This is a genomic window from Microbispora sp. CL1-1 (assembly GCF_012034195.1).
In the GTDB taxonomy this organism is placed as follows: Bacteria; Actinomycetota; Actinomycetes; order Streptosporangiales; family Streptosporangiaceae; genus Microbispora.
Genome location: NZ_JAATEK010000015.1, coordinates 106,339 through 126,993, shown reverse-complemented (window position 1 = coordinate 126,993; position 20,655 = coordinate 106,339). Strand labels below are relative to the sequence as shown.

Below are 20,655 nucleotides of genomic sequence, written 5' to 3'. Positions count from 1 at the left end.
CCCTGATGTCTAATGAAACGGCCGCCCCCGGGGTCCGGATCCGGGACCTCACGGTCGTCTACAAGACGCCCGCGGGCGAGCTGCCCGCCGTACGCGGCGTCGACCTCACCCTCGCCCCCGGCACGATCACCGGCGTCGTCGGCGAGTCGGGCTCGGGCAAGTCGACCCTCGCGCTCTCCCTGCTCAACGCCGTCCAGCCGCCCGGCAGGATCGCGGCCGGCAGTGTCGAGATCGACGGCCTCGGCGACGTCCTGACGCTGCGCGGCGAGGACCTGCGCCGCGCCCGCGGTCGCCAGGTCGGATACGTCTTCCAGGCCGCGCAGAACTCGCTGAACCCGCTGAAGACCATCGGCAAGCAGCTGCTCGACCTCGGCCGGTCCCACGAGGTGGAGGACCTGCGGGGGCTGGTGCGCGACGCCAAGGACCTGCTGGCCCGCATGGGCATGGACGGCGCCCGGGTGCTCGACTCCTACCAGCACGAGCTGTCCGGCGGCATGCGCCAGCGGGTCGGCATCATGCTCGCGCTCGTCCTGAACGCCAAGGTCGTCGTTCTGGACGAGCCGACCACCGCCCTCGACATGATCACCCAGGCCACGATCCTGCGGATCATCCGCGAGGTCCACGAGGAGCGGGCGCTCACCACGCTCGTCATCACCCACGACGTCGGCGCGGTCGCCGAGGTCGCCGACAGCCTCGCCGTCATGTACGGCGGCCGGGTGGTCGAGCACGGCCCGGTGACCGAGGTGCTCGGCGAGGCCCGGCACCCGTACACGCAGGGCCTGATCAGGGCAATCCCGCGCCTGACGGGCGACCTGTCGCTGGCCCGGGCGCTGCCCGGCCGCCCACCGACGCTCGGGACGCTGCCCACGCAGGGCTGCGTGTTCCGCGCCCGCTGCGAGCGGCGCATGGAGGTGTGCGAGACCGACGAGCCCGTGGCCGTCAACCGGGACGGCCGCACCGTCGCCTGCCACGCCGCCGACCGCCACCTCACGCTGATCAAGCGGAAGGAGTTCGTGTGATCACGGGAACCGGGATCACCAAGGTCTTCAAGCAGCGCGGCGGCGTGCTCGGCGCCCGCGAGGTGCCCGCGCTGCGCGGCGTGGACTTCGCCATCGCCAAGGGCGGCGCGGTCTCGTTCATCGGCGAGTCCGGCAGCGGCAAGACCACCCTCGGCCGCATCATCGCCGGGCTGGAGAGCCACGACGCCGGCGAGATCGTCATCGACGACGTGCCGATGTCGTCGCTCAGCCACCGCAGGCGGCAGCCGTACTTCCGCCGCGTCCAGCTCATCCACCAGGACCCCTACTCGGCGCTCAACCCCACCCGGACGATCCACCAGACGCTGGAGGCGCCGCTGAAACTGCGCGCCAAGCAGACGGGCCGCCCGAGGTCGTGGGTCGACGGGCGGGCCGCGGAGCTGCTGGCGATGGTCGGCATCGACCCCGGCTACGTGCTCCCGCGCTATCCCCACCAGCTCTCGGGCGGCATGCGGCAGCGTGTCGTGATCGCCCGCGCGCTCACCATGGACCCCGAGGTGCTCGTCGCCGACGAGGCCGTCTCGATGATCGACGTGTCGCTGCGCCTGGGCATCCTCGCCCTGCTGAAGGACCTGCGCGAGCGGCTGAACGTCGGCGTGCTGTTCATCACCCACGACATCGCCACCGCCCGCTACATCGGCGACGACGGCGAGCTGTACGTGCTCTACCGCGGCCAGGTCGTCGAGCGGGGCGCCACCGAGAAGATCATCGCGGACCCGGTCCATCCGTACACGCAGTCGCTGCTGTCGGCCATCCCGGTGCTGCACGGCCTCGAACGGCCGGGCGCCGAGCGGGTCGTGCCGAAGGAGATGCAGCGGGAGGGCGAGCCCGACGCCGGCTGCCTGTTCGCCCGGCGCTGCCCGTTCAGCACCGAACGCTGCGCGAACGAGATGCCCGTGCTGGCCCGCGACCAGGACATCGAGCAGGAGTACGCCTGCTTCCACCCGAGGCGGCGCAGCGTGATCCCGGTGGGGGTGGGCGAGTGACGGACATCCTCCCGGCCGAGGCCGACGAGTCGCTGGAGCGCCTGGCCGCTGCCGCGCTGTGGGCCGACGCCGAGGAGGCCCCCCTGGTCGTACGGCACCTGGCGGGCCCGCCGGAGGACCGGGTGTGGACCGTCCTGGCCACCCGCGACCGGGACGGCGCCGTGTTCGCGTCGATCGGCGCGGACGGCGCCGGTCACATCGACCTGATCGCCGTGGACCCCGCCGCCCGGGGCCGGGGCATCGGGCGGGCGCTCGTCGGCGCGGCCGAGGAGTGGATGCGGGGGCACGGCGCGGCCGAGGCGAGGTTCGCCGGCAATCCGCCCTGCTACGCCTGGCCCGGCATCGACGTGCGCTACACCCCGGCCGCCTGCCTGGCCGAGCGCCTGGGATACGAGCAGTATCGCGTGGCCTGGAACATGACGGCCGACCTGCCCGCCCGCTACGACGAGGCCGAGCACGAGGCCGACCTGGCGAAGCTCGCCGCCGCCGGGGTCACCGTCACCGCGGCCCCCGTGGGGGAGCGCGCGGCGGTCGCGGCGTTCGTCCGCGAGCAGTGGAACGACAAGTGGGCCTGGGAGGCCGAGAACGCCACCGGCCTCCACTATGCCTACCGCGACCGGGCCTATCGCGACGGGGAGATCCTCGGCTTCGCCGCCTGGGGCGCCAGGCCGCTGTGGTTCGGGCCGATGGGCACGGCGCCTGCCGCCCGCGGTCTCGGCGTGGGCCGGGTGCTGCTGCGCCGCTGCCTCGACGAGCAGGCCGCCGCCGGGCAGACGTCCGCGCAGATCGGCTGGGTGGGCCCGCTCCGCTTCTACTCCCGGGCGGTGGGCGCCCGCGCCGAGCGGGTGTTCTGGCTCTACCGCCGCGCGCTGGGCTGATGTCAGTCGTACAGCAGTTCGCCTCGGGGCGGGCCCGGCGGAGGACACAGCCCCCGGGGGTCGCGGCCCGCTTCAAGGTGCTCGCGCAGCGACGCCGAGCCCCACAGCAGGTCGAGGAACGGCTCGCAGGCGAAGTCGTCCGGATAGAGGGCGCGCAGCACGTGCAGGACGGACACGCCCGTGAGCACCGGCAGGAAGGCAGCCCTGTCGGTCACGTGGAGCTGCGCGCCGCGCACCACGACGCCCGCGTGCCTGCCGAACGTCGGCGTGAACCACGTGTCGCGGAAGCGCACGCCGGGCAGGCCGAGGTCGTTCAGCGCGGCGGCGAACCGCCCGTTCGCGTACGGCGCGCCGACCAGCTCGAACGGCCGGGTCGTGCCCCGGCCCTCGGCGGCGTTCACGCCCTCCAGCAGCCCGGTGCCGGGATAGACCAGGGCGGTGTCGGGGGTCGGCATGTTGGCCGACGGCATCACCCAGGGCAGCCCGGTGCGGTCGAAGTGCCACTCCCTGCGCCAGCCCTCCATCGGCACGACCTCCAGCTCGCACCCGAGCGACCGGTTGACCGACAACGCGATCTCGCCCGGCGTCAGGCCGTGCCGTACGGGCAGGGGGGCACGGCCGACGAAGCTCGCGAACGCCGGGTCGAGCACCGGGCCCTCGGCCACCGCGCCGCCGATCGGATTGGGCCGGTCGAGCACGGTGAACGGCAGGCCGAGCCGGGCCGCCGAGCCCATGAGGTCGTACATCGTCCAGACGTAGGTGTAGAAGCGCGCGCCCACATCGCACACGTCGAAGACGAGCGCGTCCACCCCGGACGAGGCGACCAGCGCGTCGAGCTCGCCGCCGGTCCTCTGGTAGGTGTCCAGCACGGGCAGGCCGGTGACCGGGTCGACGGTGTCGCCCTCGCCACCGCCTGCCTGGGCCGTGCCGCGCAGGCCGTGCTCGGGGCCGAACACCGTGGTCACGGGCACTCCGGCGGCCAGCAGTGCCGGTGCGGCGGCGGTCAGATCGGGCAGGACTCCGGTGGGGTTGGTGACGAGGCCCACCCGTCGCCGCCCGGCCTTCGGCGCGCTCACCAGCAGCTCAAGACCCGTACGCACGCGATCCATGAAGTCTCCGAAGCCGAGGAACCACGACCATGACGCACTCACTCGCCGCTCTCGCCACCGAACAGAGCGATCCCCGCTACAGCGGGATCGACACGCTCCCGACGGAGGAGATCGCGCGGCTCATGAACACGGCCGACGCCGCCGTCCCGGCCGCGGTGGGCCGGGCAATCCCGGCGATCTCCGCGGCCATCGACGCGATCGCCGCGCGGATGGGCGACGGGGGCAGGCTCCTCTACGTGGGCGCGGGCACCTCCGGGCGGCTCGCGGTGCTCGACGCGTCCGAGTGCCCGCCGACCTTCGGCACACACCCCGACCTGGTGCAGGGCATCATCGCGGGCGGCGAGGCCGCGCTCGTGCGCTCCGTCGAGGGCGCCGAGGACGACGCCGAGGCGGGCGCCGCCGTGATCCGCGACAAGCACGTCGGCCCGCTCGACTCCGTCGTCGGCATCTCCGCCAGCGGGCGCGCGCCGTACGTCGTCGCGGCGGTCGAGCAGGCCCGGCGGCTCGGCGCGCTGACCGTGGGCCTGGCCTGCAACACCGGCACCCCGCTCACGCTGGCCGCCGATCACGGCATCGAGGTCATCGTGGGGCCCGAGGTGGTCACCGGCTCGACCCGGCTGAAGGCCGGCACCGCCCAGAAGCTGGTCCTCAACATGATCTCCACGATCACCATGATCAGGTCGGGCCGCACGTACGGGAACTTCATGGTCGACGTCGTGGCCAGCAACTCCAAGCTCGTCGACCGGGCGGCCCGCATCGTCTCCGAGATCACCGGCGCGCAGGTGCTGCGGGCCCGGGAGGTCCTGGAGAGCGCCGGACGCGACGTGAAGACGGCCGTCGTGATGATCGAGCGTGGGGTGGGCGCCGACGAGGCGCGGAAGCTGCTCGCGGCGCACGGCAACCGGCTCGGCCCGGCGCTGCGCAGTGCCCGATAACACAGTGCCTGATAACACAGTGCCTGATAACACAGTGCCCGATAACGCAGCTCTTGACGGGATGTCCGCGCTCGAAGACGTCCTGCGGGCGGCCGTGCCCGAGGTCGCCTCGGCGGCGGTCGCCGTGATCGCCCTTGACGGGCGCACGGTCGCCGAGGCCGCCGTGGGCGAGGCCGTGCGATACGCCGACCCGTCCGGGGAACTGCTGCCAGAACGACCGGCCGTGACCATGGACGCGCTGTTCGACCTCGCCTCCGTGACCAAGCTGTTCACGGCCACGGTGCTGGTCTCGCTGGCCCAGGAGGGCGTGCTCGACCTCGACGAGCCGGTGGCCGTACGGCTGCCCCGGTTCTACGGGCACCGCCCCGAGATCACCGTGCGGCACCTGCTGACGCATTCGGCGGGCCTGCCCGCGAGCCGCCGGGTGGAGAAGGAGCCGGAGGACGCCCGCTGGGATCTGGTGCTGTCCACGCCCGTGCAGGGGCCGCCGGGGACGCACCGGTACTCCGACGTCGGCATGATCACGGCCGGGCGGGTGGCGGAGGCCGCCGGCGGCGCGCCGCTGGACGTGCTCGTGCGCGAACGGGTCACCGGGCCGCTCGGGCTCGGCACCACGACGTACGGGCCGGTCGAGCCGGGCCTGGCCGTCGCCACCGAGTTCAAACGTGGCACGTGCGTGCGGGGTGAGGTGCACGACGAGACGGCCCACGCGCTGGGCGGCGTGGCCGGGCACGCCGGGCTGTTCTCCACCGCCGCCGACCTCGCCCGCTTCGGCGAGGCGCTGCGCACCGGCGGCGGGCCGGTCCTGTCGCCCTCCTGGACCGCCGAGATGCTGCGCGACCAGGGCGTGCCCGGCGCCGCCTTCCGGCAGGGGCTCGGCGTGCGCATCGACGACCCGGCCACCGTGGGGCCCCTCGCGGGCGCGTTCGGCCACTCGGGCTTCACCGGCACGTCGCTGGTCGTCGATCCCGTCCGCCGGCTGACCGTCGTGCTGCTCACCAACAACGTCCACCCGCTGCGGGGCCGCCCCGGCATCCGCGACCTCCGGCACGCCGTCGCGGCGGAGGCCCTGCGTCTGGCCGATGTTTGATCCTCCTCTCCCTGGTCAGTAGGTGACCGCCCAGTGGGTGACCGGTCACCCGGACCGATCGTGAGGAGAGGAGCCGCGATGACGACCGCGCATCAGGCCGGCCGCCGTCTCGAGGGGGCGGCCCGCAGAGCGGCCGATCACCCCGTGCTGGAGAGGCTCGCCAAGGCCGGGTTCGCCGCCCGGGGCGTCCTTTACGCGATCATCGGCCTGGTCGCGCTGCACATCGCCTTCGGCGGCGGCGGGCAGGCCGACAAGAGCAGCGCGCTGCAGATCGTCCGCGACGCGCCCCTGGGCGACCCCCTGCTGTGGGTCATGGCGGCCGGCCTGGCCGCTTTGACGATCTGGCAGGTCTCCGAGGCCGTCTGGGGCACTCCCGGGGTCAAGGAACGCGTGCAGGCCGCGGCCAAGGCCGTCGTCTACGCCGCCCTGGTGTTCTCGATCGTGGCGCTGCTCACGCGCAACCAGCCGGCCTCCTCGTCCGACAGCAAGTCGCAGGACGTCACCAAGACGCTGTTCGAGTTGCCGGGCGGGCAGTTCCTGGTCGGCCTGATGGCGCTCGGCGTGCTCGCCCTCGGTGCCTTCTGGATCTACGCGGGCTGGACCGCGAAGTTCATGAAGGACATGAACGTGACCGAGCCCCGGGCCCGTGGTGTCGTCGTCAAGCTCGGCAAGGCCGGTTACATCGCCCGCGGCGTCATCGCGCTGGCCGCCGGCGTCCTGATCGGCCGGGCCGCCCTCACGTACGACCCCGGCAAGGCGGCCGGCGTCGACGGCGCGGTGAAGGCGCTCGCCGACACCCCGGCCGGTCCCTGGCTGCTCGTCGTGGTCGCCGTGGGCCTGGTGCTGTTCGCCGTCTACTGCTTCGCGGAGGCCCGCTGGCACCGGGTGTGAGTGCCGCAGGCCCTCTGCTCAGGCCGGCGCGCCCGGCGCCCCGCGGCGCAGGCCGTCCATCAGCAGGTCGAGCAGGCGCCCGGCCTGCTCGCGCTGGGCGGCCTCCCCGGCGGCGAGGCAGATGCCGTTCACGCCGGTGAGCACGTCCTCGGGTGGCACGTCCCGCCGCAGGACCCCGGTCGCCGCGCCCGCGTCGAGCAGCGTGCCGATCGCGCCGAGCAGCCGGTCGCGGCTCTGCGCGTACGGGTTCGAGCCGGAGGCGATCACTGCCCGCAGGGCGTCGGCCATGCCCCGCTTGGTCGCCAGGTAGTCGATGAAACGGTCCATCCAGGTGCGCATCGCCTCGTCGGGCGGCATCTCGGCCACGAGCTCGGCCGCCGCGTCGCACAGCTTCGCCAGCTCGTTGCGGTAGGCCGCGGCCGGCGCCCCAGAAGGGCCGCCGCCGTAGGGGACGGGGACGAACATGACTCAGACCACCCGCATCACCACGCCGTTCACCACGCCGTTCAATGGGCAGTCCACCGCGGCCGAGGTCATGGAGGGGATCGACCTGCGCGGGCGGCGGGCGATCGTGACCGGCGGCGCGTCGGGCATCGGCGTCGAGACCGCGCGGGCGCTTGCCGCGGCGGGCGCGGAGGTGACGATCGCGGTCCGCGACCTCGACGCGGGCAAGCGGACCGCCGACGACATCGCCGCCACGACCTCAGGAGCGTCCGTCGTCGTCGCGCCGCTGGACCTCGCCGACCGGGCCTCCGTCGCGGCGTTCGTCGCGGCGTGGGAAGGGCCGCTGCACATCCTGGTCAACAACGCCGGCGTGATGGCCTGCCCGGAGACGCGGACGCCGGAGGGCTGGGAGCTGCAGTTCGCGACCAACCACCTCGGTCACTTCGCGCTGGCCACGGGCCTGCGCCCGGCGCTCGCCGCGGCCGGCGGCGCCCGCGTCGTGTCGGTCAGCTCCAGCGCCCACCTGCGCTCGCCGGTCGTTTTCGACGACATCCACTTCAACGAGCGCCCGTACGACCCGTGGCTCGCGTACGGGCAGTCGAAGACGGCCAACGTGCTGTTCGCGGTCGAGGCCGCCCGGCGGTGGGCCGGCGACGGCATCGCGGTCAACGCGCTCATGCCCGGCGGCATCCCCACCGGCCTGCAGCGGCACCTGGAGCCCGACTACATCGAGCGTCGCCGCGCGCTGGGCAGCTCGACCGGCGTGACGTGGAAGAACACCGAGCAGGGCGCGGCCACCTCCGTGCTGCTCGCCGCCTCGCCGCTGGTCGAGGGCGTCAGCGGACGCTACTTCGAGGACAACCAGGAGGCGGAGGTCGTCGAGTCGGGCGAGGGCCGGGGCGTCGCGGCGTACGCGGTCGACCCGGAGGCCGCCACCCTCCTCTGGCAGGTGTCGGCGGACCTGCTCGACCTGTAGATCCTTGAGCACTCCGGCCGGGCTCGCCGTTTCCGGCGCCCGCGTCACCGCGCCGGCCGGAGCGCCTCTCGCCGTCCGGCGCGTGCGGGGGCCGCGTCGGACGGCGGTGCCGCAGCGCGGCCGACAACGCCAGGATCGCCGCTGTGGTCGCCCGCCGATCAAGAGGTCCGCTGGTCGCGCCGGGTCTGCTTCTTCTCGCGGATGACCGCGTGGGCGTCGGCGACGGGGCCGAGGTGGGCGAGCTTGTCGGGATTGACGATCGAGCGGATGGTCTGGATGCGTCCGTCGAGGATGTCGAACGTCCAGACGTTGAAGACGCGGCCCTCGCGGTCGCGGATGATCAAGCCAGGCTGGCCGTTCACCTCGTGCGCCTCCAGCACCGCGCCGATCCGGGCGAACGGCGGGATGGTGACCGACAGCACCCGGGCGACCCTCGCGGCGCCGAAGAGGGGGATCGTGCTCCCGATCTTGCCGGCGCCGTCGTTGACGAGCTGGACGTCGGCGGCCAGCAGTTCCCGCAGCCCCGCGACGTCCCCCTCCCGCATCGCGTGGAGGAACCGCCCGGCGAGCCGGTCGCGCGCCTGGCGATCCGCCTCGAAGCGGGGCCTGCCCGCGTCCATGTGACGGCGCGCCTGCAGCGCGAGCTGGCGGCAGGCCGCCTCCGACCGCTCCACCGCGTCGGCGATCTCCCGGTAGCTGAAGGCGAACACCTCACGGAGCACGAAGACGGCGCGTTCGAGCGGGCTGAGCCGCTCCAGCAGGATCAGCGCCGCCATCGACAACGAGTCGGACAGCTCCGCCGACCGCTCAGGGTCCTGGTAGGGGTCGGTCAGCAGTGGCTCGGGGAACCACGGCCCGACGTACGCCTCGCGCCGCACGCGGGCCGAGCGCAGCACGTCGATCGAGATCCGCGTCACCGTCGCCGACAGGAACGCCTTGGGCGACTCGGCCTGGGTCGCGGAGCCTTCGTAGCGCAGCCAGGCCTCCTGCACCGCGTCCTCGGCCTCGCTCACGCTGCCCAGGATGCGATAGGCGATCGCGAACAGCAGCGGCCTCAGTTCCTGGAACTCCTCGACGCGGGTCACGCCGACCATTGATATCACCATGCCGGACAAAGGTGACATTGTGCCGCAGGTCACACTCGGGCGATCTCATGTCTGCGCCGGCCGTCTCGTCCAGGGGGTTGTAACGGCTGAACGCAGCAACAAGGAGCACGCCATGCAGAAGGTCTGGTTCGTCACCGGCTCGTCCCGCGGCCTGGGCCGCAACTTCGTGGAGGCCGCCCTGTCGCGCGGCGACAAGGTCGCCGCCACCGCCCGCGACACCGCGAGCCTGAAGGCGCTGGCCGACACCTATGGGGACGCGGTGCTCCTCCTGGAGATGGACGTGACCGACAGGGCCGCCGTCTTCGAGAGCGTGCGGCGCGCCAAGGAGCACTTCGGGCGGCTCGACGTCATCGTCAACAACGCGGGCTACGCCCAGGTCGGCGCGATCGAGGAGCTCACCGAACAGGAACTGCGCGACCAGCTCGAAACCAACCTGTTCGGCGCGGTTTGGGTGGTCCAGGCCGCGCTGCCCCACCTGCGCGAGCAGCGCTCGGCGCACATCATCCAGCTGTCCTCGGCCGCCGGGGTGATCGCGATGCCGCTCGGCGGCGCGTACCACGCCTCCAAATGGGCCCTGGAGGGCCTCAACGAGGCGCTCGCCGGCGAGGTCGCCGAGTTCGGCGTCAAGCTGACCATCATCGAGCCCGGCGGCTTCGCCACCCGGAACGGCAACAACCCCGACCCGCTGGCCAACGGCCACATGGCCACGCCCGACCCGGCGTACGACGGTCTCCGTCAGCGCCTCGGGGCGCTGACCGGGAAGTTGCCCGCGGGCGACCCGGCCGCCGCGGCGCAGGCACTGCTGAAGCTCGTGGACTCCGACAACCCGCCGCTGCGGGTGCTGTTCGGCAAGGGCTTCCACCCGCTGATCGAGCAGGCATACGCCGCCCGCCTCAAGACCTGGTCCGACTGGCAGGACCTCTCCATCGAGGCGCACGGCAACCTCGAAGCCCGCTGACACAGGCGGAAGGCCGCAGCCCCAGAGCCCGATCACCGTCGCAGGCCGGACCGGCACCATGCTGCTCGACTGAGACAAGATCGCAGCAGCCCACGTCTTAGAAGCGGCGTGGGCTGCCCGCTGCTCGAACCTTTGGTTCCATCTCTTCCGGGACGCGGTTCCCATCAGCTACTGGATCGCGCCGGGAAGACGCATCATTCTGCTTACGGCCTTCCGCAAAGGGACTGTACAAACAGCGGATGCGGGAGATGGCCGAGATCGAGCGAGCTGTGCGGGCGATGCGGCGATGTATCGCGGAGGCGCACACGGCGGACGGGGAGTGATCGACATGGGCGAGCGCAAGGCATGGTCGGACAAACGCGCCGAGATCATGAGTCGTCCAGGCACCGGAGCCGCTTATGAGGCCGCTCGCCTCCGCTTCGAACTCGGTGACGCGGTGCGGCGACGTCGGGAGGAGCTCGGCCTGACGCAGACGGAGCTGGCCGAGCGCGCGGGTCTCAAGCAACCTGCTGTCGCCCGCTTCGAGGCCGGCGGCACCATGCCCATCCTTCCCATGCTGGAGCGTCTCGCCGAAGCCCTTGAGGTCCGGCTCAGTGTCCAGTTCCAGCCCCTTCACCAAGCGAGTTAGACGCGCGGCCGTCTGCTCCCGATCCGGTGGTAGGTGAAGGCCCAGCGGTCTTCGCCTACGTTGCGGCGGGTGTAGCGGTCGGGGTGCTGGTAGCGGTCGCGGTTGTGGAACTGGCAGGCCGGGCCCAGCAGCTTCAGGTCGGTGAGCCCGCCGGTGCTCCAGTTGTCGGCGTGGTCGATCTGGCACATGGTCGCTGGGAGCGGGCAGCCGTCGATCCAGCAGGTGGCGTAGCGGGCGTAGATGGCCCTGCGTTGGGCGGGGGTGGCCAGGCGGACTTTTCGGCCCATGTCGAGCACCTGCCCGTCGGCGTTCATGACGATCCGCACCAGAGTCGAGGTGCGGGCGAGGCGGTGCACGCTGGAGACGGGCAGCACCTGCCCGGTCGCCAGCAGCAACCCCGGCGCTGTCCCCGGTGCCATTCCCAACGACGCCCCCAGCAGCGCGCCTGCCGACGCTCCCAGCGCCGACCCCAGGATCGCCCCGGGCATCGTGCCCGCCGACGCACTCGGAGCCGCTCCCTGCGCAGCCTCCTGCGCCGTCCCGGGGAGCGTGCCTGCCGCCCCTCCCGGAGCTGCTCCCGATGACGCCCCCTGCGCCGCTGCTTGCGCCGTCCCCGGCGTCCGACGCCCGGCTCCTGGTGCTGTTCCTGATGCCCTCCTGGGTGGTGTCTTCTGCTCCGGTCCAGGTCCGCCGGGTGTCGCTCCCGACAGTCCCGGCGTCCCCGGCGCCTGCGTCGCGCGGGAGCAGCGCGCCTCGCCGCAGCACCGGCACGTGCCCTGGCCATGCCGGTAGTCCCCCGCAGGCCGAGGCCCGGCGTGGGTGTGAGGCGCGGAGGCGTCCTCGGGCGGAGGATCCGGCCGCGCTGTCTCCGAAGGCGCCGCCTCCGAAGGCGCTGCCTGCGATGGTTGTGCGTCCGAAGCCGTCGCGCCCGAAGGTGCTGTGTCCGAAGGTGCAGCGTGCGAAGGTGCTGTGGGCCCATGCTCGCCACCGTCGGCTGGGCATGCTGACGCGTGCCGGGTGGCGTGCGGTGCTCTTGCCTGAGTCGCGGCGCGGTCGCCGTCTCTGCCCTTGCCGAGCGCGGTCTCGTCGCGCTCGGCAGAGCGGGTGCTGATGGTCTCGTCGCCCTTGGGGGAGGCGGCGTTCGCGGTGTGGTCGCCCTCGGCAGTGGCGGTGTTCACGGTGTCGCGCGGCTCGCACTCGCCGGGCCGCCGCTCACCGGCCCCAGGCTCACCGGTCCCGCGCTCACCGGCTCCACAGCCGCGAGACTCCCCGTCGCGAAGCCCGCTCGTGGCATAGGGGGAGTCGGTTGAGGAGTCGGTGCTTTCGGCGTCGCCGTCGCAGTCGCCGGTGGCAACGGTCTCGTTCGGGGCCTCGGGGTTTCCGGTCGCGTGGTGAGCGTGGCCGCTGAGGGCGCTGTCGCTGAGGTCCGCGAGGTCGTCGCTGACGTCGTCGGCCTCGGCGGGTGCAGGGGCGGTGTCATCGGCGCTCCCGGCACCGGCATCCGCCTCGGCCTCAGCTTCGGCAGTGTCGAACTCCTCCGGGATGTCGGGGTCGTCAGCGCCGCCCGCAGCGCCGGGGTCGCCCAACGCGCCGGAAACGGCGTCATCGGCCCGGCTCAGGTCGTCGGCGCTTCCGGTGGCGTCGGGGGCGTAGGCGTTGGTGTCGTCGGCGCTCTCCGCACCGGCATCTGCCCCGGCCTCGCCGGGAGCAGAGTCGCCCGTGTCGTCCCGGCCTTCCCCGAAGCCCTCGGCGTCCCGCGTGTCGTCGACGTGGTCGGCGGTGTCGTCGGCCTGGCTCGGCTCGTCAGTGGTCCCGGCGGTGTCGGGAAGGTAGTCGCTGGGCGCGCTGTCGCCGAGGTCTACGAGATGGTCGCTGACGTCGTCATCGGCGGCAGGGGCAGCGGTGTCTTGGGTGGCCGGGTCGGCGGGGTCTTGGGTGGCCGGGTCGGCGGGGTATGGGTTGTCGTCGGTGGGGTCGGTGGGGTCGGTGTCGTCGGCGGCGGGGTCGGCGGGGTCTTGGGTGGCCGGGTCGGTGTCTTCGGTAGCCGGGTCGGCGGTGGGGTCGGTGTTTTCGGGGTCGGTGGGGAGGGATTCGGCGCTGACCACGACGAGGAGCTCGGTGGCGATCTTCTGCTCCAGCAGGGCGATCAAGGCGTCCGCCTGGCGTACCGTCAGCGGGCGGTCATCCCCCTGTGCCCTCAGCTTGGCGTACGCCTGCAACAACGTCATCAACCGGGCGCCGGCCTCACGCGGCAGGTAGAACTCTCCTTCCACGCCGCCGCCCTTGCCCGGGCGGACCCGCAGGAACCGCCGCCCGTAATCGGCCCGCTCGTCGCGTTCTTCGCCGTCGGGGTCGAGCACCGCCCGCAGGTGGCGGCCGGCTTTGGCGACTTCCGCCGCCCCCGCTTTGCTGGCCAGGTCCACCAGGATCGGCTCGGCCAGGGTGGCCTGTTCGTCGGTTAGTCCGGCCACAGCGGCGCAGATGGCTTCCACCACCCCGGCCGCCAGCTCACCTGTGGCGAACTTCTCCCGCACCTTGGGGAGGCGGGGTAGTTCCGCGCCGAGGGTGAGCAGGCGGCCAGCTCCGCCCACCGTCATCCCCCCACTGGTGCGCAACCAGCAGCGGGTGGAGGCATGGCCGTGCTGTTTGGCCTGCCCCGCTCGGTGGACCCGGCCGACGCGGTCGGCCAGGGCGCTGGTGATCCGATCCCGGGCGAACAGCAGCTCCTCCGCCTCGGCCAGGCACATGTCCACGTCATCGGGAAGCGGGGTCAGCGCCAGCTCTTGGGCCACCTCACGAACCGACCCCACCACCACCCACGACGACCGCACACGACCCCGACCACGACCACGGCCACGATCACGCCCACCCACACCGCCGGAAGCACCCGCACCTGCGCCCGCACCCGAGCCAGAGCCGCCCGCGCCAGCGCCATCCGCGCTAGCGCCAGAGCCGGAGCCATTCGCACCGGCGGGAGCCGCGTCCTCGGCAGTCTCACGGGCGGCATTCGCGCTAGCGCCGTTCGCGCCACCCACATTCGCACCGGCGAATGCCGCACTCTCGGCGGCCCCGCGCGCGGCGTGCGCGCGAGCACCATCCGCGCCAGCGGCGTCCGCACCGGCGGCAGCCGCACGATCGGCAGCCCCACGGGCGGCACCCGCGTCAGATCCCGCGCTGTCGGCGGTCCAACACACGGCGTTCGCGTCAGCGCCGTCCGTGCCAGCACCGCTCACGCCAGCGGCATACGTACCGGTGGCCGCCCCACTCGTGGCATCCGCGCCGTCGTTGGTTGCGCTGCCGGTATCGATGCCTGGAACGTCCGCGCCTGGGGCGTCCGTGCTTGCGGCATCGGGTGCGTCGCCGCGCTGTCGGGGCTCGAAGTTGATGATCGGGAAGGGCTCCCGGGCGGACGAGCCATCAGAGGACCACAGCGGCGAATCGGCGATCAGACGGTCCCACCACTCACCGCCGGCATCGTTCGAATGACGAAGGCGCTCAGGATCAAAGTCGAACAGATCCACCACACCCTCCCCGCTCGATTCGAACTGACGTATGGATTCTCTCACACTCTGTGAGCGAGTGACAACCGTGCGAAGCGAAGGGTTGGAGCCTCAGATCGCCGAGGGAAAGGGGGCGTCGGCCGCCTAGCTGGTCAGCGTTCAGCGGATAGGGGGCCGACGGAGACCTGCTGTACAGGGTGCTGAGAGGTGCCGGGCGGCGGCCGGCATGGGGCGCAGGTGGGCGGCTCGGGGTCGATTACTGGCCGATCGGTCAAAAGCTGGCCGATCGGTCAGTTAGGGTGTCCGCATGGCACGTTCCGCAACCACCACGCGGGCGGACATCCTGGACTCGGCCGTGCGGCTGTTCGCCGCGCACGGCTTCCGCGGCACCTCCCTGCAGGACATCGCCACGGACGCGGGCTGCTCCAAGGCGTCCTTGCTCTACCACTTCACGAACAAGGACGCGATTCTCACCGAGCTGCTGGCCCCCGTCGGGCCGGAGTTCGCCGCGCTGGAGGAGAGGATCGCCGGGCTCGACGGCGAGGAGGCGGCCCGTGCCGCCGTCGCCGGGCTCGTCGACCTGTCGCTGCGCTTCCGGCTGCAGGTGAAGATCCTGCTGCAGGACGTCGACGCGCTGATCAACCGGCCGGAGCTGCCGGACGTGGACGGCCTGACCGAACGGCTGGCGGACGCCCTGGCCGGCCGCTCGGCCGCCCCCCAGGCCCGGGTCTGGGCCTGGATGGCCATGCTGGGGATCATCCTGACCAGCGCCAGCGAGCTCGCGCTCCCCGACGAGACGCTGCGCGCGGAGCTGACCCGCGGTGCGTCGCGCACGCTCGGCCTGCCGGCCGACTGACCTCCCGAAGAAAGAGATCTGCTGTGGCAACCCTGCTGTACCGGCTGGGCCGGTTCTCCTTCCGCAGACGCGGGCGCGTGGCCGCCGTGTGGCTGCTGCTCCTCGTGGTCCTGGGCCTGGCCGCCGCCGCGTTCCACGGCCCGACCGGCGACAAGTTCGCCATGCCCGGCACCGAGTCGCAGCGGGCGCTGGACGTCCTGGCCAAGGAGTTCCCGCAGGCCAGCGGTGCCACCGGCACCATCGTCGTCGCCGCTCCGCAGGGCCGGAAGCTGGACCCGGCCGAGGTCGCACCGGTGGTCAAGGAGGCCGCCGGCATCCCCGGCGTCGTCGCCGCCCTCGACCCCTTCAAGTCCGGCGCCGTCTCCGCCGACGGCCGCTACGCCCTGGTGCAGGTGCAGTTCGACCGCGGGGCCAAGGACGTCACCGAGGCTCAGCGCGCGGCGTACCTGAAGGCCGGCTCATCGGCCAAGGGGCTGCGGGTCGAGCACGGCGGCGAGGTCCTGAACGCCGCGCCGGAGGTGGGCGGGTCCGAAGGGATCGGCGTCGTGATCGCCGCGGTGGTGCTGATCGTCACCTTCGGCTCGCTGGTCGCCGCCGGGATGACCCTGCTGAACGCGCTGATCGGCGTGGGGGCCGGCATGGGCGGCCTGTTCGCGCTCAGCGGCCTCGTCGAGCTGACCTCCGTCACGCCGGTGCTGGCGCTGATGCTGGGCCTGGCCGTCGGCATCGACTACTCGCTGTTCATCACCTCCCGCTACCGCCAGTTCCTGGCCGAGGGCGTGGCGCCGGAGGAGGCCGCGGGCCGGGCGGTCGGCACGGCCGGATCGGCCGTCGTGTTCGCCGGGGCCACCGTGGTCATCGCGCTCGCCGGTCTGTCGGTGGTCGGCATCCCGTTCCTGAGCGTGATGGGCCTGGCCGCCGCCGGCACCGTGGCCGTCGCCGTGCTGGTCGCCCTCACGCTGCTGCCCGCCTTCCTGTCGTACGCCGGGGCCCGGGTGCTGCCCCGCAAGCAGCGCACCGGCGAAAACGCGGACGCGGGCGGCCGGGGCTTCGGCCACGCCGGCTTCGGACACGCCGGCTTCGGACACACTTGGGGGCGGGTGGTCACCCGGCTGCGCGTGCCGATCCTGCTGGCCGGGGTCCTCGGCCTCGGCGCGCTGACGCTGCCCGCCCAGGACCTGCGGCTGGCCCTGCCCGACGCGGGCACCGCCGCCCCGGGCACTCCGGCTCGCGAGGCGTACGACCTGACCAGCGAGGGGTTCGGCGAGGGCTTCAACGCCCGCCTGATCGCCGTGGTCACCGCCGCCGACCGCGCGGCCACGACGGCCGCCGCCGGGGAGGCCGCCAAGCTGATCCAGCAGACCCCCGGTGTGCTGGCCGTGGCCCCGCCGCAGCCGAACGCCGCCGGCACAACCGCGCTGCTGACCATCATCCCCAAGGCCGGGCCCACCGCCGCGGCCACCGAGGACGCCGTGCACGCCATCCGCGCCAAGGTCGCCACGATCGGCGGCGCGGAGATCGCCGTCACCGGCGCGACGGCCGTGGGCATCGACGTGTCCGACAAGCTCGCCGACGCCATGCCGGTCTACCTGCTGCTGGTGGTCGGCCTGTCGGTGCTGCTGCTCATGCTCGTCTTCCGCTCGATCCTTGTGCCGGTGAAGGCGGCGCTGGGCTTCCTGCTCACCGTCGGATCGACCTTCGGCATCACCGTGTGGATCTTCCAGGAGGGTCACCTGGCCGGTCTGCTGGGCGTGGACGTGCCGGGCCCGCTGGTGAGCTTCCTGCCGATCCTGCTCATCGGCATCCTGTTCGGCCTGGCCATGGACTACGAGGTGTTCCTGGTCTCGCGGATGCGCGAGGACTACGTGCACGGCGACACTGCCCGCCAGGCGACGATCAACGGCATGGGGCACAACGCGCGGGTGGTCACCGCCGCGGCGCTGATCATGACGGCGGTGTTCGGCGGGTTCGTGTTCATGAACGACCCGATCATCAAGTCGATGGGCTTCGCGCTGGCCGTCGGTGTGCTCGTGGACGCCTTCGTGGTCCGGATGACCCTCGTCCCCGCCGTGATGTCCATGCTCGGCCGCGCCGCATGGTGGCTGCCCCGCGTCCTGGACCGGGCGCTTCCCGACCTCGACGTCGAGGGCGAGCGGCTGCGTCACCACCTCACCACCCGCGCCGCCGTCGAGCCGGAGCGCGCCCTGTTGTAGGAGCGGGGGTGTCGTAGAGGGCGCCGGGGGCCGGAGGTCCCGCCCCTGCGGGACCTTCGATGCTCGTACGGCACGGCGGGGAACGATGTGATGGAGGGACCGGACGAGGGGAGGGCGTCATGATCGTCGTGGGTGTCGACGGCTCACACGCCGGCATGGAGGCCGTCTGCTGGGCGGCCCGGGAGGCCGCCCTGCGCGGCGTCCCCTTGCGCATCGCCAACGCCATCCCCGCCTGGGCGTGCTCGACCGCCCAGCAGGGCCCGTACACGGACGTCGCCGCGTGGATGCGCGACGGCGCGGCCGCCGTGCTCGGCGCCGCCGCCGAGCGGGCCCAGGCGGAGGCGCCCGGGGTGCCGATCGACACCGCGATCCTGGCCGGCGACCCGCGCCCGGCGCTCGTCGAGGCTGCCATGGAAGCCGATCTCCTCGTGGTCGGCAACCACGGGCTCGGCGGCTTCCGCGGCCTGCTGCTCGGCTCGGTCGCGTACGGCGTGGTGGGTCACGCCCCGTGCGACGTGGTCGTCGTGCGGGAGGTGCCCTCCGCGCCGCGGCCGGAGATCGTGGTGGGCATCGACGCGTCGCCCGCGTGCGGCAAGGTGCTCGACTTCGCCTTCGCCGAGGCGGCGTTGCGCGGGACCGGCGTGCGGGTGGTGCACGCCTACAGCCCGCTGGAGGGGGGCGGCGGCTTCGCGCCGCTCCCCGACGACTTCGACGAGGAGAAGGTCGAGGTGCGGATGGTCAGGGAGGCCGTCGCCGGCCGCCGTGAGCTCTACCCCGACGTCAAGATCGTCGAGGAGGTCGTCCGGGGACATCCGGTGGACGTGCTGCGGCAGGCGTCGGCGGGCGCCGACCTGCTCGTCATCGGCTCCGCGGGGCGCGGCGGGTTCACCGGCCTCGTCCTCGGGTCGGTCTGCCAGGCCATGATCCACCACGCGACCGGCCCCATGGCCGTCGTCCGCACCTCGGCGTCCACCGGCCGGCTGAGCGGTCCGTGCCGAACCCCGCAGCCTTGAAGAACAGAGCGCCCCGAACAGAGCGCCCCGAACAGAGCGCCCCGAACAGAGCGGCCCGGAAATGCCGAACGCCCCCGGCGGGCCCGGTTCGTCCGGGCCGCCGGGGGCGTTTGCCGGCGCCCTACGCGCTCTTGCGTCGCTGCTCGCGCAGAATGGCGAGACGCTCGTTCAGCACCTCTTCGAGGTCCTCGATCGAGCGGCGCTCCAGCAGCATGTCCCAGTGGGTCCGCGGGGGCTTCGCCTTCTTCTGCTGAGGCTGCTCAGCGTCCACCCGCAGTGCCGGGCTGCCGCAGTGACGGCACTCCCAGGTCGTGGGAATCTCGGCCTCGACGGCGAGCGGAACGGTGGTGAGATGGCCCTTCGGGCACGTGTAGGACACCTCCTGGCGCGGGGCCAGGTCGGTGTTGCGGTCGTTCTCGTAGCTGGTCGCGCCGAGCCGGGTACCGCGAAGTGCACGCTCGCCCATAGTCTTTAATCCTCCTGAGGTCCCCGCCTTCGAGGGGTTCGTTCGCCACCGCGTACAACGCCTGATACCGTGTGTGGATTCCCAGCGGAGACCTGATCCAATCGCGCTTTTTCCGTCCCACTGGTCTCAGATGTGGTCGGGCACCTCGTTCCCCGCCTCACGGATGGCCCGGGGAAGGTTGACAACGCTGAGCAGGACGAATCCGAGGACGAAGAACACCACCAGCGAGACGATCGCGGTGCGGTAACTGTCGGTGACCTGGAGCGCCAGTGTGAGCACCAGCGACCCGAGGAACGCCGACCCCTTGTCGCTGATCTGGTAGATGCTGAAGTATTCCGCTTCCCGGCCGGGCGGGATCACCAGGGAGTACATCGAGCGCGACAGCGCCTGGGTGCCGCCCATGACGATCGCGATGGCGAAGGCGATCGCGTAGAACTGGACGGCCGAGCCCTTCTGCAGGAAGTAGGCCACGCCCACGACGACCGTCCACACCACCAGGCTGGCCAGCACCGTGCGCTTGGTCCCGAACCTCAGCGCGAGCCGTCCGAGCCCGAGCGCGCCGCCGACGGCGATGAACTGCACCATCAGGATCGCGCCGATCTGGTGCGTCTGGCCCAGGCCCAGCTCCTGGTCGGCGTACGTGGCGGAGAAGCTGATCACCGTCTGCACGCCGTCGTTGTAGACCAGGTAGGCCGCGAGGAACAGCAGTGTGCGGGGGTAGCGCCGCAGGTCGGCGATCGTACGGCCGAGCTGGCGGACGCTGCCCGCCACGGCCCGCACCGCGGTCGCCTCGGGGACGGGCACCCGCCGGTTGCGCAGGCGCAGCATCGGGATCAGGGTGAACGCGCCCCACCACAGGCCCGCCGACGCCAGGCTGATCCGCACCGCCAGGCCCGTCTCGATGTCGGCGAACAGGTAGATCACCAGGTTGAGCGCGAGCAGCAGGCCGCCGCCGAGGTAGCCGAAGCCCCACCCCCTGCTGGAGATCTCGTCGCGTTCCTCCGCCCCGGCGATCTGCGGCAGGAAGGAGTCGTAGACCACGCGCGCCGCGCCGAAGGTCACGTTGGCGATCAGGAACAGCGCGCCGCCGAGCAGGTAGGCGTCACCGGACACGAAGTAGAAGCCGAGCGTGGCCACCACGCCCAGGTAGGCGAAGACCCCCAGAATCTGCTTCTTGCGGCCGGTGTGGTCGGCCAGCGCGCCGACCACCGGCATGATCACGATCTGCAGCAGCACCGAGATCGTCACCATGGTGGTGAAGTACGCCTTGGGCCGCAGGTCGAGGCCGAGGAACGCCACGAAGCCGCCCTCGCCGCCCGCCGCGGTCGTGGCGATCGTGGTCAGGTACGGCCCGAGGAAGACGGTCAGGACGGTCGTCTGGAACGCGGAGTCCGCCCAGTCGTACCAGTACCAGCCACGTTGCTCGCGCCGCCGCGTGCCGGGGGTCTCCTCGTGGACGACCTGGGGAGCGGTCATGGTCTCTCCTCACGGGGGTGGAGCGTCGCCGGGGGCCGGGAGGTCGGCGCAGGCCGGTTTCGTCAGGGGACAGGGTCGGTGAGCCGGGGGACA

General features: G+C 72.5%; 19 protein-coding genes. 12 read left to right on the top strand and 7 right to left on the bottom strand.

What is annotated here, in order from left to right; all coding sequences use genetic code 11:
- The first annotated feature begins 5 nt into the window (after window positions 1-5).
- From HCK04_RS19625 to HCK04_RS19615, 3 genes are read left to right on the top strand one after another with little or no spacing between them, the layout of a single operon-like run.
- A complete protein-coding gene (locus HCK04_RS19625) occupies window positions 6-1,019 on the top strand; it encodes an ABC transporter ATP-binding protein (protein ID WP_142648816.1) in 1,014 nt (337 codons plus the stop codon).
- A complete protein-coding gene (locus tag HCK04_RS19620; RefSeq protein WP_142648815.1) occupies window positions 1,016-2,023 on the top strand; it encodes an ABC transporter ATP-binding protein in 1,008 nt (335 codons plus the stop codon). The genes HCK04_RS19625 and HCK04_RS19620 overlap by 4 nt, the downstream gene beginning before the upstream one ends.
- Entirely contained in the window at window positions 2,020-2,901 is an 882-nt protein-coding gene (locus HCK04_RS19615) for a GNAT family N-acetyltransferase (protein WP_142648814.1), read from the top strand. Before HCK04_RS19620 ends, HCK04_RS19615 begins: the two co-directional genes overlap by 4 nt.
- Window positions 2,902-2,903: 2 nt before the next feature.
- Here HCK04_RS19615 and HCK04_RS19610 read toward each other — a convergent pair whose 3' ends face one another.
- A complete protein-coding gene (locus tag HCK04_RS19610) occupies window positions 2,904-4,010 on the bottom strand; it encodes a DUF1343 domain-containing protein (protein ID WP_142648813.1) in 1,107 nt (368 codons plus the stop codon).
- Between the two features lie 29 nt (window positions 4,011-4,039).
- On the opposite strand from HCK04_RS19610, the gene murQ reads away from it, so the two are divergent.
- The 3 genes from murQ (at window position 4,040) to HCK04_RS19595 (ending at window position 6,926) form a co-directional block, all read left to right on the top strand.
- Window positions 4,040-4,945 (top strand): N-acetylmuramic acid 6-phosphate etherase, encoded by a 906-nt coding sequence (gene murQ, locus HCK04_RS19605; RefSeq protein WP_142648812.1) that lies wholly within the window; start codon window positions 4,040-4,042, stop codon window positions 4,943-4,945.
- 61 nt (window positions 4,946-5,006) lie between these two features.
- The gene (locus HCK04_RS19600; RefSeq protein WP_142648811.1) at window positions 5,007-6,035 is read left to right on the top strand and encodes a serine hydrolase domain-containing protein; all 1,029 of its coding nucleotides are present in this window, start codon (window positions 5,007-5,009) and stop codon (window positions 6,033-6,035) included.
- A gap of 78 nt (window positions 6,036-6,113) precedes the next feature.
- A complete protein-coding gene (locus HCK04_RS19595; RefSeq protein WP_142648810.1) occupies window positions 6,114-6,926 on the top strand; it encodes a DUF1206 domain-containing protein in 813 nt (270 codons plus the stop codon).
- Between the two features lie 18 nt (window positions 6,927-6,944).
- On the opposite strand, the gene HCK04_RS19590 is transcribed toward HCK04_RS19595, so the two are convergent.
- The gene (locus tag HCK04_RS19590; RefSeq protein ID WP_205830454.1) at window positions 6,945-7,391 is read right to left on the bottom strand and encodes a hypothetical protein; all 447 of its coding nucleotides are present in this window, start codon (window positions 7,389-7,391) and stop codon (window positions 6,945-6,947) included.
- Here HCK04_RS19590 and HCK04_RS19585 point away from each other — a divergent pair.
- A complete protein-coding gene (locus tag HCK04_RS19585; protein WP_142648809.1) occupies window positions 7,390-8,346 on the top strand; it encodes an SDR family NAD(P)-dependent oxidoreductase in 957 nt (318 codons plus the stop codon). The genes HCK04_RS19590 and HCK04_RS19585 overlap by 2 nt on opposite strands.
- 158 nt (window positions 8,347-8,504) lie before the next feature.
- On the opposite strand, the gene HCK04_RS19580 is transcribed toward HCK04_RS19585, so the two are convergent.
- Window positions 8,505-9,440: an RNA polymerase sigma-70 factor gene (locus HCK04_RS19580; protein ID WP_205830453.1), complete on the bottom strand. Its 936-nt coding sequence runs from the start codon at window positions 9,438-9,440 to the stop codon at window positions 8,505-8,507.
- Window positions 9,441-9,564: 124 nt separating this feature from the next.
- Between HCK04_RS19580 and HCK04_RS19575 the strand changes: the two genes are divergently transcribed.
- Together HCK04_RS19575 and HCK04_RS19570 are read left to right on the top strand one after the other, a co-directional pair.
- Window positions 9,565-10,410 carry an SDR family NAD(P)-dependent oxidoreductase gene (locus HCK04_RS19575; RefSeq protein ID WP_142648808.1) on the top strand — a complete coding sequence of 282 codons (846 nt, stop codon included), beginning with the start codon at window positions 9,565-9,567 and terminating at the stop codon, window positions 10,408-10,410.
- A gap of 328 nt (window positions 10,411-10,738) precedes the next feature.
- The gene (locus HCK04_RS19570) at window positions 10,739-11,038 is read left to right on the top strand and encodes a helix-turn-helix transcriptional regulator (RefSeq protein WP_142648807.1); all 300 of its coding nucleotides are present in this window, start codon (window positions 10,739-10,741) and stop codon (window positions 11,036-11,038) included.
- Here HCK04_RS19570 and HCK04_RS19565 read toward each other — a convergent pair.
- Together HCK04_RS19565 and HCK04_RS19560 are read right to left on the bottom strand one after the other, a co-directional pair.
- Window positions 11,035-13,830: a DUF222 domain-containing protein gene (locus HCK04_RS19565; protein ID WP_142648806.1), complete on the bottom strand. Its 2,796-nt coding sequence runs from the start codon at window positions 13,828-13,830 to the stop codon at window positions 11,035-11,037. The genes HCK04_RS19570 and HCK04_RS19565 overlap by 4 nt on opposite strands.
- Window positions 13,809-14,000, bottom strand: a complete 192-nt coding sequence (locus HCK04_RS19560; RefSeq protein WP_142648805.1) for a hypothetical protein — start codon at window positions 13,998-14,000, stop codon at window positions 13,809-13,811. The genes HCK04_RS19565 and HCK04_RS19560 overlap by 22 nt, the downstream gene beginning before the upstream one ends.
- A gap of 845 nt (window positions 14,001-14,845) precedes the next feature.
- Here HCK04_RS19560 and HCK04_RS19555 point away from each other — a divergent pair.
- The 3 genes from HCK04_RS19555 (at window position 14,846) to HCK04_RS19545 (ending at window position 18,620) form a co-directional block, all read left to right on the top strand.
- Window positions 14,846-15,394 (top strand): TetR family transcriptional regulator, encoded by a 549-nt coding sequence (locus HCK04_RS19555; protein ID WP_142648804.1) that lies wholly within the window; start codon window positions 14,846-14,848, stop codon window positions 15,392-15,394.
- 23 nt (window positions 15,395-15,417) lie between these two features.
- Entirely contained in the window at window positions 15,418-17,607 is a 2,190-nt protein-coding gene (locus HCK04_RS19550) for an MMPL family transporter (RefSeq protein ID WP_142648803.1), read from the top strand.
- Window positions 17,608-17,726: 119 nt separating this feature from the next.
- Entirely contained in the window at window positions 17,727-18,620 is an 894-nt protein-coding gene (locus tag HCK04_RS19545; RefSeq protein WP_142648802.1) for a universal stress protein, read from the top strand.
- Window positions 18,621-18,741: 121 nt separating this feature from the next.
- Here the strand turns inward: HCK04_RS19545 and HCK04_RS19540 are convergent, their stop codons facing one another.
- Together HCK04_RS19540 and HCK04_RS19535 are read right to left on the bottom strand one after the other, a co-directional pair.
- Entirely contained in the window at window positions 18,742-19,086 is a 345-nt protein-coding gene (locus HCK04_RS19540; RefSeq protein ID WP_030509898.1) for an RNA polymerase-binding protein RbpA, read from the bottom strand.
- 126 nt (window positions 19,087-19,212) lie between these two features.
- Complete coding sequence (locus tag HCK04_RS19535; protein WP_142648801.1) at window positions 19,213-20,562, bottom strand: MFS transporter; 1,350 nt, start codon at window positions 20,560-20,562, stop codon at window positions 19,213-19,215.
- Between the last annotated feature and the right edge of the window lie 93 nt (window positions 20,563-20,655).

Coding starts and splice junctions, on each gene's coding strand:
- HCK04_RS19590 (WP_205830454.1), bottom strand. CDS start 7,391: ATGTTCGTCCCCGTCCCCTACGGCGGCGGCCCTTCTGGGGCGCCGGCC.
- HCK04_RS19540 (WP_030509898.1), bottom strand. CDS start 19,086: ATGGGCGAGCGTGCACTTCGCGGTACCCGGCTCGGCGCGACCAGCTAC.
- HCK04_RS19600 (WP_142648811.1), top strand. CDS start 5,007: ATGTCCGCGCTCGAAGACGTCCTGCGGGCGGCCGTGCCCGAGGTCGCC.
- HCK04_RS19535 (WP_142648801.1), bottom strand. CDS start 20,562: ATGACCGCTCCCCAGGTCGTCCACGAGGAGACCCCCGGCACGCGGCGG.
- HCK04_RS19560 (WP_142648805.1), bottom strand. CDS start 14,000: ATGGCTCCGGCTCTGGCGCTAGCGCGGATGGCGCTGGCGCGGGCGGCT.
- HCK04_RS19625 (WP_142648816.1), top strand. CDS start 6: ATGTCTAATGAAACGGCCGCCCCCGGGGTCCGGATCCGGGACCTCACG.
- HCK04_RS19610 (WP_142648813.1), bottom strand. CDS start 4,010: ATGGATCGCGTGCGTACGGGTCTTGAGCTGCTGGTGAGCGCGCCGAAG.
- HCK04_RS19595 (WP_142648810.1), top strand. CDS start 6,114: ATGACGACCGCGCATCAGGCCGGCCGCCGTCTCGAGGGGGCGGCCCGC.
- HCK04_RS19575 (WP_142648808.1), top strand. CDS start 9,565: ATGCAGAAGGTCTGGTTCGTCACCGGCTCGTCCCGCGGCCTGGGCCGC.
- HCK04_RS19580 (WP_205830453.1), bottom strand. CDS start 9,440: ATGGTCGGCGTGACCCGCGTCGAGGAGTTCCAGGAACTGAGGCCGCTG.
- murQ (WP_142648812.1), top strand. CDS start 4,040: ATGACGCACTCACTCGCCGCTCTCGCCACCGAACAGAGCGATCCCCGC.
- HCK04_RS19585 (WP_142648809.1), top strand. CDS start 7,390: ATGACTCAGACCACCCGCATCACCACGCCGTTCACCACGCCGTTCAAT.
- HCK04_RS19570 (WP_142648807.1), top strand. CDS start 10,739: ATGGGCGAGCGCAAGGCATGGTCGGACAAACGCGCCGAGATCATGAGT.
- HCK04_RS19555 (WP_142648804.1), top strand. CDS start 14,846: ATGGCACGTTCCGCAACCACCACGCGGGCGGACATCCTGGACTCGGCC.
- HCK04_RS19545 (WP_142648802.1), top strand. CDS start 17,727: ATGATCGTCGTGGGTGTCGACGGCTCACACGCCGGCATGGAGGCCGTC.